General features: G+C 67.8%; 13 protein-coding genes and 1 tRNA gene. 6 read left to right on the top strand and 8 right to left on the bottom strand.

The window, feature by feature from the left end; translation table 11 throughout:
• Together VFG33_RS17615 and VFG33_RS17620 are read right to left on the bottom strand one after the other, a co-directional pair.
• Nucleotides 1-1,326: midas domain-containing protein (locus tag VFG33_RS17615; protein WP_524538134.1), on the bottom strand; the 1,326-nt coding region annotated here is incomplete at its 3' end.
• A gap of 90 nt (nucleotides 1,327-1,416) precedes the next feature.
• On the bottom strand, nucleotides 1,417-2,985 hold the full coding sequence (locus tag VFG33_RS17620) for a PrsW family intramembrane metalloprotease (RefSeq protein ID WP_325053974.1): 1,569 nt from the start codon (nucleotides 2,983-2,985) through the stop codon (nucleotides 1,417-1,419).
• 234 nt (nucleotides 2,986-3,219) lie between these two features.
• On the opposite strand from VFG33_RS17620, the gene VFG33_RS17625 reads away from it, so the two are divergent.
• Nucleotides 3,220-3,293, top strand: a tRNA-Arg gene (locus VFG33_RS17625).
• Nucleotides 3,294-4,027: 734 nt separating this feature from the next.
• On the opposite strand, the gene VFG33_RS17630 is transcribed toward VFG33_RS17625, so the two are convergent.
• Both VFG33_RS17630 and VFG33_RS17635 read right to left on the bottom strand, forming a co-directional pair.
• Nucleotides 4,028-4,432: a VOC family protein gene (locus VFG33_RS17630; protein ID WP_325053975.1), complete on the bottom strand. Its 405-nt coding sequence runs from the start codon at nucleotides 4,430-4,432 to the stop codon at nucleotides 4,028-4,030.
• Nucleotides 4,413-4,862: a nuclear transport factor 2 family protein gene (locus VFG33_RS17635; RefSeq protein ID WP_325053976.1), complete on the bottom strand. Its 450-nt coding sequence runs from the start codon at nucleotides 4,860-4,862 to the stop codon at nucleotides 4,413-4,415. The genes VFG33_RS17630 and VFG33_RS17635 overlap by 20 nt, the downstream gene beginning before the upstream one ends.
• 85 nt (nucleotides 4,863-4,947) lie before the next feature.
• On the opposite strand from VFG33_RS17635, the gene VFG33_RS17640 reads away from it, so the two are divergent.
• Entirely contained in the window at nucleotides 4,948-5,523 is a 576-nt protein-coding gene (locus VFG33_RS17640; RefSeq protein WP_325053977.1) for a TetR/AcrR family transcriptional regulator, read from the top strand.
• 47 nt (nucleotides 5,524-5,570) lie between these two features.
• Here VFG33_RS17640 and VFG33_RS17645 read toward each other — a convergent pair whose 3' ends face one another.
• The 3 genes from VFG33_RS17645 to VFG33_RS17655 form a co-directional block, all read right to left on the bottom strand.
• A complete protein-coding gene (locus VFG33_RS17645) occupies nucleotides 5,571-5,744 on the bottom strand; it encodes a hypothetical protein (RefSeq protein WP_325053978.1) in 174 nt (57 codons plus the stop codon).
• Entirely contained in the window at nucleotides 5,728-5,955 is a 228-nt protein-coding gene (locus VFG33_RS17650) for a hypothetical protein (protein ID WP_325053979.1), read from the bottom strand. The genes VFG33_RS17645 and VFG33_RS17650 overlap by 17 nt, the downstream gene beginning before the upstream one ends.
• Nucleotides 5,956-6,492: 537 nt before the next feature.
• Complete coding sequence (locus tag VFG33_RS17655; RefSeq protein WP_325053980.1) at nucleotides 6,493-9,300, bottom strand: helix-turn-helix transcriptional regulator; 2,808 nt, start codon at nucleotides 9,298-9,300, stop codon at nucleotides 6,493-6,495.
• A gap of 470 nt (nucleotides 9,301-9,770) precedes the next feature.
• Between VFG33_RS17655 and VFG33_RS17660 the strand changes: the two genes are divergently transcribed.
• From VFG33_RS17660 to VFG33_RS17670, 3 genes are all read left to right on the top strand, one after another.
• Nucleotides 9,771-11,906 carry a DEAD/DEAH box helicase gene (locus tag VFG33_RS17660; RefSeq protein WP_325053981.1) on the top strand — a complete coding sequence of 712 codons (2,136 nt, stop codon included), beginning with the start codon at nucleotides 9,771-9,773 and terminating at the stop codon, nucleotides 11,904-11,906.
• An 89-nt stretch (nucleotides 11,907-11,995) separates the two neighbouring features.
• Nucleotides 11,996-12,778, top strand: a complete 783-nt coding sequence (locus VFG33_RS17665) for a class I SAM-dependent methyltransferase (RefSeq protein WP_325053982.1) — start codon at nucleotides 11,996-11,998, stop codon at nucleotides 12,776-12,778.
• Nucleotides 12,771-13,766: a VOC family protein gene (locus VFG33_RS17670; RefSeq protein WP_325053983.1), complete on the top strand. Its 996-nt coding sequence runs from the start codon at nucleotides 12,771-12,773 to the stop codon at nucleotides 13,764-13,766. Before VFG33_RS17665 ends, VFG33_RS17670 begins: the two co-directional genes overlap by 8 nt.
• A 4-nt stretch (nucleotides 13,767-13,770) precedes the next feature.
• Here VFG33_RS17670 and VFG33_RS17675 read toward each other — a convergent pair whose 3' ends face one another.
• A complete protein-coding gene (locus VFG33_RS17675) occupies nucleotides 13,771-14,724 on the bottom strand; it encodes a helix-turn-helix domain-containing protein (RefSeq protein WP_325053984.1) in 954 nt (317 codons plus the stop codon).
• A 160-nt stretch (nucleotides 14,725-14,884) separates the two neighbouring features.
• Here VFG33_RS17675 and VFG33_RS17680 point away from each other — a divergent pair.
• Nucleotides 14,885-15,583, top strand: a 699-nt coding sequence (locus VFG33_RS17680) for an alpha/beta fold hydrolase (protein ID WP_325053985.1), incomplete at its 3' end; no start/stop codon positions are given.

A 15,583-nucleotide genomic window follows, 5' to 3' on the forward strand; every position in this document is an offset into this window, starting at 1 on the left:
CTCTGCATCCTCGGGCCCCTCGACTGCCTCAACCTCAGAGCGCTCCTCAGCCTCGACCGGCGGCACGTCCTCGGCCTCAGCCTCGGCGTCCTGCTCAGCCGGAAGCTCGGCGTCTGGCGTTTGCTCTGGTTCGGCCTCCGCAGCTTGCTCAGCGTCGGCGTCACCTACCTCTTCAGCCACTGGCTGGTCAGTCTCGTCCGCGGCGCCGGCCGCATCGCCGTCCTCGGGCGCTTGCTCTGCCTCGGACTCCGCGCCCTCGTCAGCACCAGTCTCGGCAGCGTCCCCGGTCTCAGTACCGTCACCGGACCCAGCAGCAGTCCCGGCAGCGTCGTCAGCCTCGGCCGGGTCGTCAGCCTCGGCTCCAGGCTCGGCAGGGTCGTCAGCCTCGGCCGCGGGCTCGTCAGCCTCGACTGCGGGCTCGGCGGCATCGTCGGACTCACTAGCAGTCTCGGCAGCGCCCTCGGACTCAGCAGCGGGCTCAGCATCGCCGGACCCAGCAGCGTCGTCGGGCTCGCTGGCACTCTCGGCGTCCGCGTCCGCGTCGTCGGGCTCGCCGGCAGCGCCCGCGTCCGGCTCGGCTGGTGCTTCCGGATGAGCTTCTTCGGAGCTGGTTGCGGCCTCTTCGTCGGCTGGGGCGGCTTCGTCTGCGGCAGGTTCGGCGTCGTCCTCGGAGGGTGTCTCCGCGCTCGCCTGAGGGGTCTCCTCGTCGTCGACCTCAGGGGCCTCGGACTCTGCAGACCCATCGGCAGCCTCTTCGGCTGCGGGCGCGGCTGGTTTCTTCCCGGATTCGGGCTGCTTGGGCAGGCCGATGATGATCTCGCCGTACTCCAGCGGGAACCCCTCAGGCGAATCATCCGGCTCATAGACGACGCCGACCTTCGACGTGGGGTCGTCCTCATCCTCCACACCCTCGGCGCCAGCAGGCTCCGGATCAGCAGGTTCGGCGTCCTCGGCAGCCCCTGATTCGGCGATCTTGTTGCCGTCGGCCTCTGTTTCGGCGTCGGCCTCGACCGGCTTCTCCGCCCCATCAACCTCGGCGACCGTTGCCGTCTCACCCTTGCCGTCGTCCGGCGAATCACCCTTGCTCTCCACGGAAGGAGCCACCGGCACCTCGCCAGACGACGCAGTACCGGATTCGGCCGCGACCGGCGTACCGGCTGCTGGTGCTTCAGCCTTGCGACGCCGGCGCCGCCAGAAACCCTTGCCCTTGGCACCCGATTCGGCGATCAACTTCGCCAGCTCCTGGGCAGGCTGATCCTGGGCCGGAACCTGCGGCTCATCCGAGCGCTCCGAGCCCTCACCAGCTGCTGACCTGGTGTCAGCCACGGCTACCGCCCACGAGCACAGAGTGCCCGGTCGGACGGCGCAGAAGCAAAGTCATCTTCATCCCCGTTTGGCGGCGTGGACGGGTGGCGGTCACTGCGACGGTGGATAGGGACCGTATCCTCCCGGCGGTCCCTGCTGTCCAGGGGGTCCCGGTGGGTAACCGGGCTGGGCTCCTGGGTAACCGGATTGTCCCGAGGGATACCCCGGCTGGGCATCCGGATAACCAGCTTGTTGCGGCGGGTATCCCGCCGGCGCCATCTGCTGCGGCGGAGCCTGGTACGGCGGCCCCTGCCCAGGCCCACCCTGCACAGGCCCACCCGGCCCAGGTCCACCTGGCATCGGTCCACCCGGCATCGGGCCGGCGGGCATCCCCGGTCCAGCGCCCGGCTGGTACGGCGGAGGGCCGGGCGCCGCCTGGGCGAACGCAGGCATCGGCGGGAACGGCACGCTCGGCCGCCGGCGCCGGAGCTCGTCCAGCAGACTCTTCTCCGTCTCCAGCGCCTCCGGACCGATCACCTGCCGCACCACCTTGTCGCGCAGGTAGGCGAGTTCGGTCGCGTTCTGCTGGAACGCCTTCGCCGCGGCCTCGGCGGGCGGACCGTACCGCTTGGCGTTCTGCCGGAGCGCCTTGCGCCCGCGCAGCGTGGCGATCAGCGGCACGTCCTGAGGGATCAGCCAGCCGAACCGCACGTAGTCGTAGAGCCGGGACGCGATCATCTGTCCCTCGCGGGAGCGCATCACCAGCGCGAAGACCACCATGCCGATGAAGATCGGCACCATCAGGAACAGGTACACGGTGATGAAGCCGCTGCCGCCCGCCCAGCTGGCCCCGGCATTCCACAGCCCGTGGGCCAGGACCGCAGTCAGGTACCCGACGATCGGCGCCAGGAACCGCACCGCCGTACTGCGATGTCTGATCGCTATCCCGATCCCGATCGCGGTGAACGAGGTGAACAGCGGATGGGCGAACGGCGAGATCACACACCGGATGATGAACAGCACGAACGCGCCGCGGAAACCGGCGTCGCTGCCGGCCTCGTTCGACAGTTCGTCGAAGATCCGGCCGATATAGAGGATGTTCTCGGTGAAGGCGAACCCGACGCCCACCATCCCGGCGTACACCAGCCCGTCGATGATCCCGTCGAACTCCTTGCGGCGGACCAGCGCCAGCAGCAGGATCACGGACCCCTTGGCGAACTCCTCCACCGGCGGCGCGACGAAGATCGCGGACCGGTTGCCGCCGCTCCCGGTCTCGTGCAACCAGTCGTCGACCGTGCTGTTGATGAACAACGCCGCCAGCGTCGCGATGAAAGCGCCCCAGCACAGTGCGAACAGAATGTAGCGGGCCGGCTCCGGTTCGTAACGGTCCAGCCACAGGTAGAGCGCGATGATCGGGATCACCGGCACCAGCGCGAAGAGCAACCCCCAGCCGAAACCGCCACCAGTCGCATCGGCCAGGATCCAGAAGATCCGCAGCGCCGCGATGGCGAACAGCACCGCGATCACCCCGCCGATCAGAATCCCCTGGTTCCGCCGCGAGCCCGGGACCGGATGGGTCCCCAGGACGTTCGGCTGCGGATACGGGGCGCCGGGCGGGCTTGCCGAGCCGATCGCCGCCGGTTGCGGCGTCTGGCCCGGGCCTGGTGAGGGGTAACTCATGCCCGCAGCCTAGTTGTACAGCCCCCAGCGCGGCAGGACCGCCCACTCAGCGTTACCTCGTTGGAACGACAGCCCTGTTACTTCCCCCACCCCAACCAGCCCGTACTGCGCTACGCAGCGTCGCGCCCCGTCCCGCCCGGTGCCGCGCCCCCGGGACGCGCCCAACAACCCACAAGCACGATCACCTCCCCATCTGAGAGACTCTTCACCGTGCCGCGGCCCCGCCACGGCCATGCGCCCGTAGCTCAGCTGGATAGAGCGTCGGACTTCTAATCCGTTGGTCGCAGGTTCGAATCCTGCCGGGCGCGCCCCCCAAACCTGCAGGTCAAGCGGCAGGTCGCCTGGCAGGAAGCCACCATGATCCTTCTCAGGTGGGGCCATCCGTGGTGCGAAGTAGAGGCTACTTGCGGCACTGGTCGCACCTTCACCACCGGGATCTTCTGGGCGCCGCGACCCCAGTGGCCGGCGCCGATCTCGTCTGGCCAGGAATGCTGGCTACCTGCTGGTTTCAGGCCGGTGACGAGTCCTTCGACGCCGGAGTAGCTGAACGCGTCGAGCCACTCGCGTGCCTCGTCCGGGTCATCGGTGACGGGTGACAGTTGCCGTGGTGGCCGCCACGCTGCTGCTCGGACACGCTGCGCCGCTGCCTTCGCCTTGCTCTCCACACCGGCCTCCCAGTCACTCGGATTACGAGCCCGGTATCCACCCGAAGAACACGCAGTCACCGACCGTGGTAGCGGGCTATTGAACCCCGGCCTTCGAGATCGTCGCCGAGCTCGGCCTCCGCGACCAGGACACCCGCCACTGGATAATGCGGCGGCTGGCCCGCTGACGCCAGCTCCGCGGCCTTCCTTCCGGCTCAGCGGGGCGAGCGGTGCGGCGAACGTCATCGCTGACCTGGGAGCGGGCAACCAACAGACCAAGCGGCTCCATGACCGGACCTCCTGTTCGAGACCACATCCGCGCGCTGACACCGCCCCGGACGATGACCGCGGGCGCGTCGAACACGGTGTGGTGTGTCTGGGGTGGGCGAGCTGTTGGGTCAGAGTTGCTGGGTGAGGTTGAGCGGGTTGCCGTCTGGGTCGGTGATGTGGGCGACCCGCTGGCCCCATGCCATGTTCTTGGCTGGGCCGGCGACTCTTCCGCCTGCTGACTCCACTCGCGGCAGTACCTCGTCGACGTTGTTCACGAACACCGCCACGATGACCCGGCCTGGGGCAGCCTTGGCTCCCTGCTTGGCGTCGACCAGGGTCAGGCCACCGCCTCCGAACCTAAGGGTCACGAAGAACGGCCCCTTCTTGCCCGGCACACGCATTTCCTCCTCGGCGCCGAACAGCTCCGTGTAGAAGGAGCTCAACCGCTCGATGTCGTGGGTACACAGGATCGGCTGGATGGCGTACTCGCTCGACTGTGCACTCGGAGAACGCTCACTTGTCTTTCTGGTCATGGTTCAGTCCTCTCTCGTCGATGCCGGTGGTCAGGCGCCGGGTGTTCTCCTCGGCGGCGAGGGGGATCTCGCCTGCGGTCTTGCTGTAGCCGAGCGCTTCGACGATTTGCCCGTCCCGAATCAGCATCAGGTTCACGCCCCGCACGGAGGCCGCCGGTGCTTCTCCGAAGCGGTAGCGCCAACGGATGGTGGCGCGCTCGCCCGACACCGTGACGTCTTCCACCTCGAACTGTGTGCTGTGATCGTCTGCCAGCGCCTTCCAGAAGGCCAGACAGGCCTCGCGGCCTTCGGATCGAGCACCGTCAGGCGTCGGTTGGATCGCCTCCATGACGCAGTCAGCGCCGATCAGCTCGTCCAGCGCGGTGGCGTCGTGGTTGACGAAGGCGTGGTTGAAGCGGTCGATGATCTCGGCTGTCGTGTGCAGGGTCATAGCGCCTCATTAGATAGACTGGTCGATCTACTTGGACTATATAGACTGGTTGATCTACCCGCAAGACCATGACACGCTGACTCGTATGACCAGCCGACCCCGCGAACGACTACTCGCCGCCGCCAAGGAGCTGACCTACAGCCAGGGCGTCGGTGTCGGCATCGACGCCATCCTCAAGGAGGCGAAAGTCGCCCGCCGATCACTCTATGAGCACTTCGGCGGGAAGGACGGGCTGATCGCCGAGATGCTGCGACTGACGACGGCCGAAGATGAGGCGCTGTACCGGCAGGCCATGCAAGACGCCGGCGACGACCCGCGCGACCGTCTGCTGGCCATCTTCGACATGCTCGCGCCAATTGTCGCGGACCCGACCTTTCGCGGCTGCCGGTACCTGTCCGCGGACCTCGCATTGGCAGATCCCGACCATCCGGCACACGGCGTCGCTCGCGTATACCGCGAGCACATCCACGAACTCCTCAAAGATGAGCTCATCAAGCTCGGCCATCAAGAACCGGCGTTTGCTGCCGACCAGCTCTTGTTGATCATCGACGGCGCGCTTGCAACCGGAGCTACAAGACCCGACACCGACCCAACACAGCTAGCTCGGCGACTGGCTGAACAGGTCATAGGCACCGACACCGACGGACACTCGCGGCGCTGACGTTACTGCCGCACGCCGATCACGCGGCCTGCGGGTATTCGGAAGGTTCAGTGAAGGTACCCGTCGTACTTCAGCTCGTAGCGCGACCCGCCGGGCAGGCCGTTGGGGCCCGGCAACTGTTCGACGGCCTTGGCCAGTTCGAGTTCGACAGGCCCAGCCAGCGCGGGCGACAGAGTCCGCTGATGATCGTCCGGTCGGGGTGCCTTACGGTTCGGGGTCATCGCGCGCTGCCTGGTCTGGGCGGTTGATGCCGTCGGGTGAAGGGATCTGCACGTTGTCGATCCGGAGCGTCAAGTTGCCGTCGGGCCGCTCAACCCACTCGCCGATATTGATGCTGTAGCCATCATCGGTCTCGACCTCGACGAACCGGCCACTGTGATGCGACGGCGGTCTGTCGAAGACGATGTTGATCGCCTGCACGGATCCGTTCATGGATCCAGAGTGCGCGTGATCGGGTCCCCTGTCACCGTGCCCACGACAACCGGTACGGGTCGTGCTCGACCGGCGTGCAGGAGCGTTGCCGTTGGCAAACACCCCACATCCCGCAAGTCGACGCAGCTTTGCAACAAGCTGCAAAGCGCTGGTGGCGTGTCGGTGGCGGTGGCGCCGTTATCACCGCCCTGGATTCACCCGCCGTGGGAGCCACCTGCAGGTCAACTCGCCAGCGCCGATGACAGGGGTGGTCGCGGATTTCACCGCGGCCGCCCTCGGCAAGCCTGAACCACGGGCGAGTGCGACTGCCTAATCGGCGCTGTGCCGCAGCGTTCCGGGCCACCAATCCCCACCCGTCGTCGGGGACTGGTTCGGGACTGAACTCCAGGTGAAAAGACCATGCCAGAGTAGTCTCCGAGCGCACTGGAGTCGGCCAAGGACGGTCGAGTTCAGGCGTGGGTACTGGGTCCGTCCCCCCTTCTAATCCGTTGGTCGCAGGTTCGAATCCTGCCGGGGTGCACACACTGAAGCCGCGGATCATGCGGGCGGTTGGGTGTTGTCCGCGAGGCCGAGGCGGACCGCTTCGGCGGCGGCTTGCACCCGGCTCTGTACGCCGAATTTCTCGAGTATGTGGGTGACGTGCACGCTGGCGGTCTTGGGGCTCATGTAGAGGACGGCGCCGATCTCGCGATTTGTCCGCCCGGCCGCGACCAGGGCAAGCACCTGACGCTCCCGCTCGGTCAACGGCGGGTGCGGGTATGGGTCGGTGGTGGCCGCGCGGTGTTCGTGGTGCTTGGTCACGGAGTCGTCGAGATGGATTCGGGCGATCTTCGCCAGCCCCTGAATCTGGCCCAGTAGCGGTGCCGCACCGAGCCGCTCGGCGATCTGTCGCGCCGCTTCGAGCTCGGCGGTCGCGCGGCCTCGGGCACCAGGTTGCCCGCGATGAGCCAGCAGCGCCTCGGCTGCCCTCAGTCGGGCTTGCGCCTCCCAGTACGGCCGGCCTAGTGACGCCCATTCCTGTGCGGCGGTGAGCCACGGGGTCGGGTCGGGCGTGCCGCGGATCCGGGATCGTTCACCGTCGACAATCGCAGCTAACGCTGCGGCATCGACCCCGGACACGGCGCGCGGAAGGAGCGTCACCAGTCGTTCGAAGCCGTCGGGTGAGTGCGACGCGACCGCTGCTTCGAGACCGATACGCAGCAGCTCGCCGGACGGCGGTTCTTCCTCGGTATCGTGAGTGACTTCGGCGGCGTCCAGTGCAAGGGCCAGGGCCTCGCGCGGGCGTTGCTGCAGTAGGCGCAGCTGGGCCTGGCTCTCTGCGTAGTCGAGCTTTTCCAGGGGCTGGTCGTCTACGGCAAGGAGTTCCTGCCCTCGCATCAGCTCGACAGCGGTCTGTAGGTTCCCGCGTGCCATGTGGATCAGCGCGAGCTGGGAGTCCTTGAACGCCAGTCCGGACGGGGGCCGGCCCCTGTCATCGCGGCTCAGCGCCTCGTCCCATCGGCCGACCATATAGAGGTTGTAGACGGCGTTGGACTCGATGATGCCCTCGACCCAGTGCTCGTTGACCATCAAGCGCCGTAGCTCGGCCTGGATCGTGTTCGCGATCGCCACGACTTCGTCGGTGTCACCGCGCAACCCGTGCGCGTAGGTCAGCATCATCCCCGCCCAGGCCATGTCCTCCGGCTCGGCGAGGTCGCGAGCGATCGTCAGCGCGGCCCCCACCTCGTCGAGTGCGTCTTCGATCCGGCCCTCGTTTGCGGCGACCGATCCCAGCCACGCTCGAGCCTGTCCGATCGTCCGGATGTCGTCGGCCCGGGTCGCGTGTTCCAGCGCCATCCGGGCAGCCACAGCCACCTCGGCTGAGCGGGAATACGGAGCCAGGAGCATAGCGCGCGCGACGCACACCCGGCCGAGCATTCGATCGTCACCGGTCGGCACCAGACGCCGTGCTCGCTCGACGTCCGCCATCGCTCCGGCGAGGTCATCGGCGAAATGCGCGCGCAGCATACCCCGCATCAGCAGGGCCTCCAGCGTGCCCACCTCACCGTCGCCGCCGGGCACCGCCGCCTCGAGCAAGCCGAGAGCCTCGACGTGCTGACCGGCGCCGCCGAGCAGCGAGGCCGCCCGCTCGGCGAGCACGAGCCGCTGCGACGTCTGGTCATCGGCCAGGTCCGACGGCCGCCACAGCGACGAAGCAACGGAGAACCAGTGGCCGGCCTCCGCGAACGCGCAATCCTTCTCGGCCGCACGGGCCGCCCTTAACGCCCAACTGAACGCTGCGTCCCGGTCGCTCGCGCGGCGATACTGCTCAGCGACCTCGGCGAGCTGCGATGCGCTGGTATCGGAGACAACGCGGCCCGCCAACTGCTTCGCGAGTCGCGCATGCAGGTCGCGGCGTTCCGAAGACAGCAACTGGTCGTAAGCGACCTCGGCGATCACCGGGTGACGCGCGGCGCAACCGGCCGCCGGGTCGCGAATGACCAGACCCGAGTCACAGGCCTCTCGCACGGCGTCGGCGGCACCGTCTACCGCCGCCAGCAAATCCTCGTCATCGAGGGCGCGAACCATCGCCCCGGTGGCTGCGACGACAACGCGGGCCGGCATCGAGAGTGCCTGCAGGCGCGCGAGCAGGAGTTGGCGCAACGACGCCGGAACCGTCAGGTCACCGCGGATCAGTTCGACACTCAGATACGGATTGCCTGCGCTGCGCCGGTAGACAGTAGCGACCGCCTCCGCCGTACAGTCGGGTTGGAGACCGCGCAATTGCTGCGACGTCTCCTGTTCGGTCAACCGGCGTAGCGGCAGATCGACGACGGCCGGGGTGCGAAGCACTTCTCCGAGCCAGGTCAACTGTTCGTGATCAGTAGCCTCGTCGCGCCAGGTCAGCAGCACGAGCAACCCTCGCTCGGGCAGGCCGCGCGTCTCATGCGCGAGGAAGTCCAGCGTGGACCAATCGGCCCAGTGAACATCCTCGACCAGCAGGACCGTGCTCTGCGCCGCGTCGCCGACAAGCATGCCCCCAAGGGTCGCCATCGCCCAAGCACGGCCGGCGGCCGCCGACGGGAACCGGCCGCCCGCCGTGGACTCCGTGGATTGGCTCAACGCCGCCGCCATCGTGGCGCCAAGCCCGCCGTAGGCAATCGCCCCGGACATCGGCGCGCAGGCGCCCCGAAAGACCCGCACACCATCACCCGCGTACTCATCGAGCACCGACTGGACAAGCATCGTCTTACCGATCCCCGCCTCACCGCGAACTACCACAGCTGCCGACCGCTCCGGCAGCTCCGTGATCAACCCTCGCAGTACCGCAGCCTCGACTCCACGCCCGACCAGCAAACCGGCCATACCCCATCATGCGCCCGCTCGTACGCCCTCAACACACTCCACACCCCTCACCGCTGGCCATCCGGCGGGGAAAGGCGCCGGCGCAGGCTGAGCAGGCAGTTCAGCCGGTCCTTCACCGGTCGAGCCTCCTGAAACTCCCAGATCGGTGAGCTGTGCCGGATTGCCACTCGGCTGACGTAGTATTGGTGACGCACCAAACCTTGGCGACATCCTTGGCGGCGACAGCCGCCCTGCGACGCTCGTGCCTTCTGTCCGGGGTTCATGGCCATTTCTGGTGGTCGAGGGCTCCACACAAGGGCCGATCCCGTCGGAATCCGACACGTTGACCTCGCAGAAGCGGTGGGGACCGAGCCGCGTTACCGAGCGGCCACTCCGGACTGTCCCGCGTGACGTCTCGGTCGACCGCCTGCCGGGTGCGGTGTGCCGTTCCGCCATGGCGAGTTTGTCGTGGCCGCCCTGAGGAGGACTCTTTGGCCCGTCGAGGCCAGCGCCAGTCCGGCGCTACCCGTACCACTCGTAATGCCCCGCGTCGGCGGGTCCGCAAGGTCGACGCCGAGGGCATCCTGCCGGTGCTCGCCCGCGCCGTCCGGGAGGTCGAGTCGGCCGTCGAGCGCGGGGCCATCCGGCCCTCGGTACGGACGAAGTTCCAGGTCGTGGCCCTGCTGGTGCGTGAGGAGCGGGCCCGGGTCACCAAGGACGAGAGCTCCAGCGACGCCTATCGCGCCGAGCAGCTCAGGCGCCTCGACGGGATCGCGACGATCCTCGCCACCACCGCCGCCCGCGACACCTCGCTGCTCATGCTGCTCGCCGAGGACGCTGTCATGTCCGACGCCGCCGTAGCGCTCAAGCGTGAGATGCAGACCGCAGCCGGCGCGGAGCCGGCCCTCGACGAGCCCCAGCTCACCGAGCCGACGGCCGAACCGGCCCCGGCCGCGCGGCAGATCGTGCCGCAGTCGGTCGTCTCGCGGCAGCTCGCCAACCCCTTCCTCGCTCCCGACTTCAGTGCCGCGGCGCCCCCCAAGCCGCGCGGTCCTGGGCGCTTGTCCGACTGGGAGCTGATCGGCCCCCTGCTCAAGTCGTTCGAGTACGCAACCGCCTCGGCAAGCGAGTCCTTGCCCGAGCCGTCGTCCATCCGCCTGCCGGGTGGCCTCGAATTGATGCGGCACCAGGCTCAACTGGTCGCCGCCGCGGCAGCCGGCCAACGGACCTTCCTGCTGGCCGACGAGCCAGGCCTGGGCAAGACCGCTCAGGCGCTGCTCGCCGCGCAGGCCGCGGACGCCTACCCGCTGCTCGTCGTCGTGCCGAACGTCGTCAAGACCAACTGGGCGCGCGAGGCCGGCCTCTGGACGCCACAGAAGACTGCCACGGTCATCCATGGCAACGGGGACACGATCGACGGCTTCGCCGACATCGTGGTGGTGAACTACGAGATCCTCGACCGTCACGTCGGCTGGCTCGGCGACCTCGGGTTCCGCGGCATGGTGGTCGACGAGGCGCACTTCATCAAGAACAAGAAGTCCCAGCGATCGCGCAACGTGCTGCAACTGTCCGAGCGGATCCAGCGCCGGGCCGTGCGTCCCCTGCTGATGGCGCTCACCGGCACCCCGCTGATCAACGACATCGACGACTTCAAGGCGATCTGGCAGTTCCTCGGCTGGATCGACGAGACGAAGCCGGGCGCCGAACTGATGGAGTCACTCGAGGAGACCGGCCTGACGCCGGCCGACCGCGAGTTCTACCCCGCCGCCAGGAACAGCGTCATCGACCTCGGCATCGTCCGGCGCCTCAAGGTCGACGTGGCCGCCGACATCCCCGCCCGCCGCGTCGCCGACCTGCCCGTCGAGCTCGACGACGCCGCCGGCCGGTCGATCCGCGACGCCGAGCGCGAGCTCGCCGACCGTCTCGTGGCGCGCTATGAGAGCGCACTCGCGACCCGGAACTCCGGCGCGGTCGTGGACGGCATCGACCACGAGCTCGTACGCCGGGTCGCCGGCTGGGAGCGGACCGAGATGGACAAGGCGAAAACCGGCGAGAACGTGTTCAGCCTGGTGCGTCGCATCGGCCGGGCCAAGGCCGGTCTGGCCGCCGACTACGCCGCGCAACTCGCGCACAACGTGGGCAAGGTGGTCTTCTTCGCCAGGCACATCGAGGTGATGGACGCCGCCGAGGAGATCTTCGCCGAGCGTGGCATCCGCTACTCCTCGATCCGGGGCGACCAGACCGCCAAGAAGCGCCAGACGAACATCGACGCGTTCATGAACGACCCGGAGGTCTCGATCGCGGTCTGTTCGCTCCTGACGGCCGGCGTCGGCCTCAACCTGCAAGTGGCGTCCAACGTCGTGCTCGCCGAGCTCTCGTGGACGAACGCCGAGCAGACCCAGGCCATCGACCGCGTCCACCGGATCGGTCAGGAAGAGCCCGTCACCGCGTGGCGCATCATCGCCGCGCAGACGATCGACACCAGAATCGCGGATCTCATCGACAGCAAGGCCGGCCTGGCCGCCCGAGCCCTCGACGGTTCCGACGAAGAGGTGTCGTCCGCGGCAGACTTCCAGCTCGAGGCACTCGCAGCCCTACTGACGAACGCACTGACAGACCGGGCCTAGCTCTGCCAGTCGCCGATCCCGCCCCAGGCCCGGGCCTAGGGTCGTCCTACGATCCGCCCCGGGAGGGTGCACAGCGAGAGGACAGGCAGATGGATTTGACGTTCGACTATGACGCCGAGCTGCGTCGTTATCACCAGCGACTGCAGGCCGCCATGGATGTCAGACCCGATGACCACGTGCTCGACATCGGCTGCGGCACTGGCCTGACGACCCGGGAGGCCGCCAAAGCAGCTACCTCGGGGAGCGCCCTCGGCGTCGACATCTCCGCCCAGATGGTGGAGACCGCCCGGCAGCTCAGTGAAAGGGAGGGCCTGCGCAATGTCAGCTTCGAGCAAGCTGATGCCCAGCTCCACCCCTTCCCCGCTCGGCGTTTCTCCCTCGCCACCAGCCGCTTCGGCACGATGTTCTTCACCGACCCGGGAGTGGCGTTCACCAACATCGCCCGCGCGCTGCGTCCGGGCGCCCGGCTCGTACAACTGGTGTGGCAGGACGCCAAGCACCAGGAGTGGCACACCGCGATCCGTGACGCCCTCGCCGGCGGACGCACATTGCCCGTCGCCGCCGCCTACGGAGCGTTCTCGCTGGCCGACCCAGTAACCGCCGAACACCTCCTAACCGCCGCAGGGTTCGCCGACCTCCAAATCACCGACGTCCGCGAACCCGTCTACTACGGCCCGGACGCCGAAGCCGCCCTCAACGCGGCACGCAGCCTGATGGTGACCAAGGACCTCCTCGCAGACCTGGACCCAGCCCAAACCGAAGACGCCCTCCAGCGACTACGAGCCACCCTCACCACCCATCACACCGCAGACGGCATCTGGTTCGACTCCCGCGCCTGGATCATCACCGCCCATACTTCAGCGCATGCCTGAGGATCTCGTGGCCAGAGCCAGAACGGTCGTCGAGGCGCTGGAACGCGGGGACCCCGAGGCTGTGGCTGGGCTGTGCTCGGAACGGCTTGCGGACTGGGAGCCCGGCCCGTGGATGCGGGACAGCTGGATGCCCCGGCTGCAGGCCTCCGCCGGCGCGAACCGCCGGATCGTCCGCGGCTGGCAAGTGCACGACACGATGGCCCGGTTTCGGGTTGAGGGCGACGACGGGCACGCGTTCGTGACGGTGTTGCTGGCTGCCGATGGTTTGTTCGGCCTCGACATCACCCAAGAACCCAAGGACGGCACGTTCGGCATCGTCATCGGCTGCACGGATGAGGAGCAAGACTCCGTCCGGACGTTCTGGCAGCGACTGGTACGAGCTCCGCTCGGCTTCGACGAGGGCACCGGCCTCGCACCGCGCTGGCCCGACCCCGCCTATCCACAGCAGCTGCACCTCGACGTACTCGTTCCCGATTTGAACGCTGCCGAGGCAGATATCCTCGCCCACGGCGCCACCAAGCTCAAGGACTCCGGCGCCTTCCGGATCTACAGCGATCCGGTGGGCCACCCGTTCTGCCTGTACTCCGACACCACGGGCCGGGCTACCCAGGGATCCGACCAGCTCGGTGTGCTCTGGCGAGTGGTGATCGACTGCCCGGACCCCGTCGTACTGGCGGACTTCTGGTCCGGTCTGCTCGACATGCCCGAGCGATTGGAGGAGACGGTCGATCGCATCGTCATCGCTCGGTCCGACGGAACCTTGCCCGCCATCGGCCTACAACGAGTGAACGACTATCGCGCGCCACGGTGGCCGGATCCGGAGTACCCGGCGCAGCTGCACTTCGACTTCTCGTTCGACGACCGCGCAACCCGCGAGAAGCTCGCGCTGCGGCTCGGAGCCACCAAACTGCCTCCGCAGGGCGGTAGCTGCCCGGTCTACGCCGACCCCGCAGGCCACCCCTTCTGCCTATGCATGACAGGCGAATAGCACGCTAGGCCTGGTTCAGGCGACGCCAGTCTTGAGGCGTCAGACCGTGAGCTCTGCGGAAGCGCCGGGTGAAGTGGCCGGCGTCGACGAATCCCCACTCGGCGGCAATGGCGGCTATCGACCGGTACCGGCTCGCGGGCGACGCCAACTGACGGCGCGCACCCTCGAGCCGCTCACCGATGAGCCACTGCTCGAAGCTGAGGTGGTGCTCGGAGAACACCTTGTAGAGATACCTCAGAGAGATGTTGTGCTCCGCGGCGATGCGGGCGGGGCCGAGGTCGGGGTCCGTCAGATGCCGGCGGGCGTACCAGGTGATCCGGGTGAACAGAACGTCGCTCATCGAGGGATGCCGCTGGGAGTCCTCGGCCGCGGCGGATGACAACAGGGCACGGACAAGCTGGGTAGTCGCGGCGCCGAGCATCGAGGCCGATCGTGTGCCTTGGAGCGAGTCGCCGACGGCCGGCAACACGGTGAGATGGTGGAGCACGAGCTCGTACAAAGGACTGCTGGGCAGCCGCCGCGCAGCCGCACGGACCGTCTCGACGCTCAGCCCGAGGTCGTCGTAGTCGATCTGAAAAGCCTGGGAGGCGCCGCGACCGGTCCAGGCAAATTCATAAGGTGCGGTCAGGTCGACCAACATCAGCTCACCGGTGTGGACGCGTCTGTCGGCGCCACCTTGGCTGAAGAGGCCGGACCCGATCACCTGAACGGCGAGCGCGAGCCGCTCGGGAGCTCCGATCCTGACGTGCTTCGGAGTACGGACCAGACGGATGCCGGATCCCTCGTTGCGGAACAGGTCCGACGCACCGAGCTGCCAGAAGTCCATCCGCGCGTGGACGTCGCCGTGCCGGTCCTCATGCTCCACGCGCGAAGGCACGCTCGCGGACATCATGGCCGTGTAGAACGCCTCCGCGCGGTCGCTTCTCGGGAGCACGGTGGTGTCCAGCAGTACGGCCACTCCACCGCCCCCTGACACCGTTTCCCCCGGCCGCACGAGCTGTCCGGACTGTGCACTCGCAGCCCAGAGTCATGCAGCCACATCCTACGTTGGCCGGTTCCCTGGCAGCTAGATTTGCGGCCAACAGGCGGTCCGGCGGCAACGAGAAGGACACGTGATCATGGCTCCCGACACCATCGTTTTCGTCCACGGCTTCTGGGTCACCCCGCGCAGCTGGGAGAACTGGGTCAAGTACTACGAGGAGCGCGGTTTCCGGGTCCTTGCTCCCGGCTACCCGGGCTTCGAGGTGGAGGTCGAGGCCTTGAACGCCGACCCGACGCCCATCCTCAAGGTCACGGTCCCGCAGATCATCGAGCACTACGAAACGGTGATCCGCGAGCTGCCGACGCCGCCGATCATCATCGGTCACTCCGCCGGCGGCGCCTTCACCCAGATCCTGCTCGACCACGGTTTCGGGGCCGCCGGGGTGGCGATGAACTCCGCACCGACCGAGGGCGTCCGCGTCGTACCGCTGTCCCAGCTCAAGTCGACGTTCCCGGTGCTGAAGAACCCGGCCAACCGGCACAAGGTGGTCCCGCTCTCGTTCGACCAGTGGAACTACGCCTTCACCAACACCTTCAGCGAAGAAGAGGCACGCGAGCTCTACCAGCGGTACGCCATCCCGGCGAATGGCGGCATCCTCTGGGGCGGCGTCCTCGCGAACTTCCAGCCCGGCCATCAGGACACCTGGGTCGACTACCACAACGACGCCAGGGCACCACTGCTGTTCATCTCGGGCTCCGAGGACCACATCATGCCGCCCGAAGTGCAACGCTCCAACGCGAAGCACTACAAGTCGAACACCGTCACCGAGCACAAG

Source organism: Kribbella sp. (assembly GCF_035687465.1).
Classification (GTDB): Bacteria; Actinomycetota; Actinomycetes; order Propionibacteriales; family Kribbellaceae; genus Kribbella.

Excerpts from the sequence above, each read along its gene's own strand:
- VFG33_RS17640 (WP_325053977.1), top strand. The coding sequence starts at position 4,948 with ATGACCAGCCGACCCCGCGAACGACTACTCGCCGCCGCCAAGGAGCTG.
- VFG33_RS17650 (WP_325053979.1), bottom strand. The coding sequence starts at position 5,955 with ATGAACGGATCCGTGCAGGCGATCAACATCGTCTTCGACAGACCGCCG.
- VFG33_RS17635 (WP_325053976.1), bottom strand. The coding sequence starts at position 4,862 with ATGACCCTGCACACGACAGCCGAGATCATCGACCGCTTCAACCACGCC.
- VFG33_RS17670 (WP_325053983.1), top strand. The coding sequence starts at position 12,771 with ATGCCTGAGGATCTCGTGGCCAGAGCCAGAACGGTCGTCGAGGCGCTG.
- VFG33_RS17645 (WP_325053978.1), bottom strand. The coding sequence starts at position 5,744 with ATGACCCCGAACCGTAAGGCACCCCGACCGGACGATCATCAGCGGACT.
- VFG33_RS17655 (WP_325053980.1), bottom strand. The coding sequence starts at position 9,300 with ATGGCCGGTTTGCTGGTCGGGCGTGGAGTCGAGGCTGCGGTACTGCGA.
- VFG33_RS17665 (WP_325053982.1), top strand. The coding sequence starts at position 11,996 with ATGGATTTGACGTTCGACTATGACGCCGAGCTGCGTCGTTATCACCAG.
- VFG33_RS17630 (WP_325053975.1), bottom strand. The coding sequence starts at position 4,432 with ATGACCAGAAAGACAAGTGAGCGTTCTCCGAGTGCACAGTCGAGCGAG.
- VFG33_RS17620 (WP_325053974.1), bottom strand. The coding sequence starts at position 2,985 with ATGAGTTACCCCTCACCAGGCCCGGGCCAGACGCCGCAACCGGCGGCG.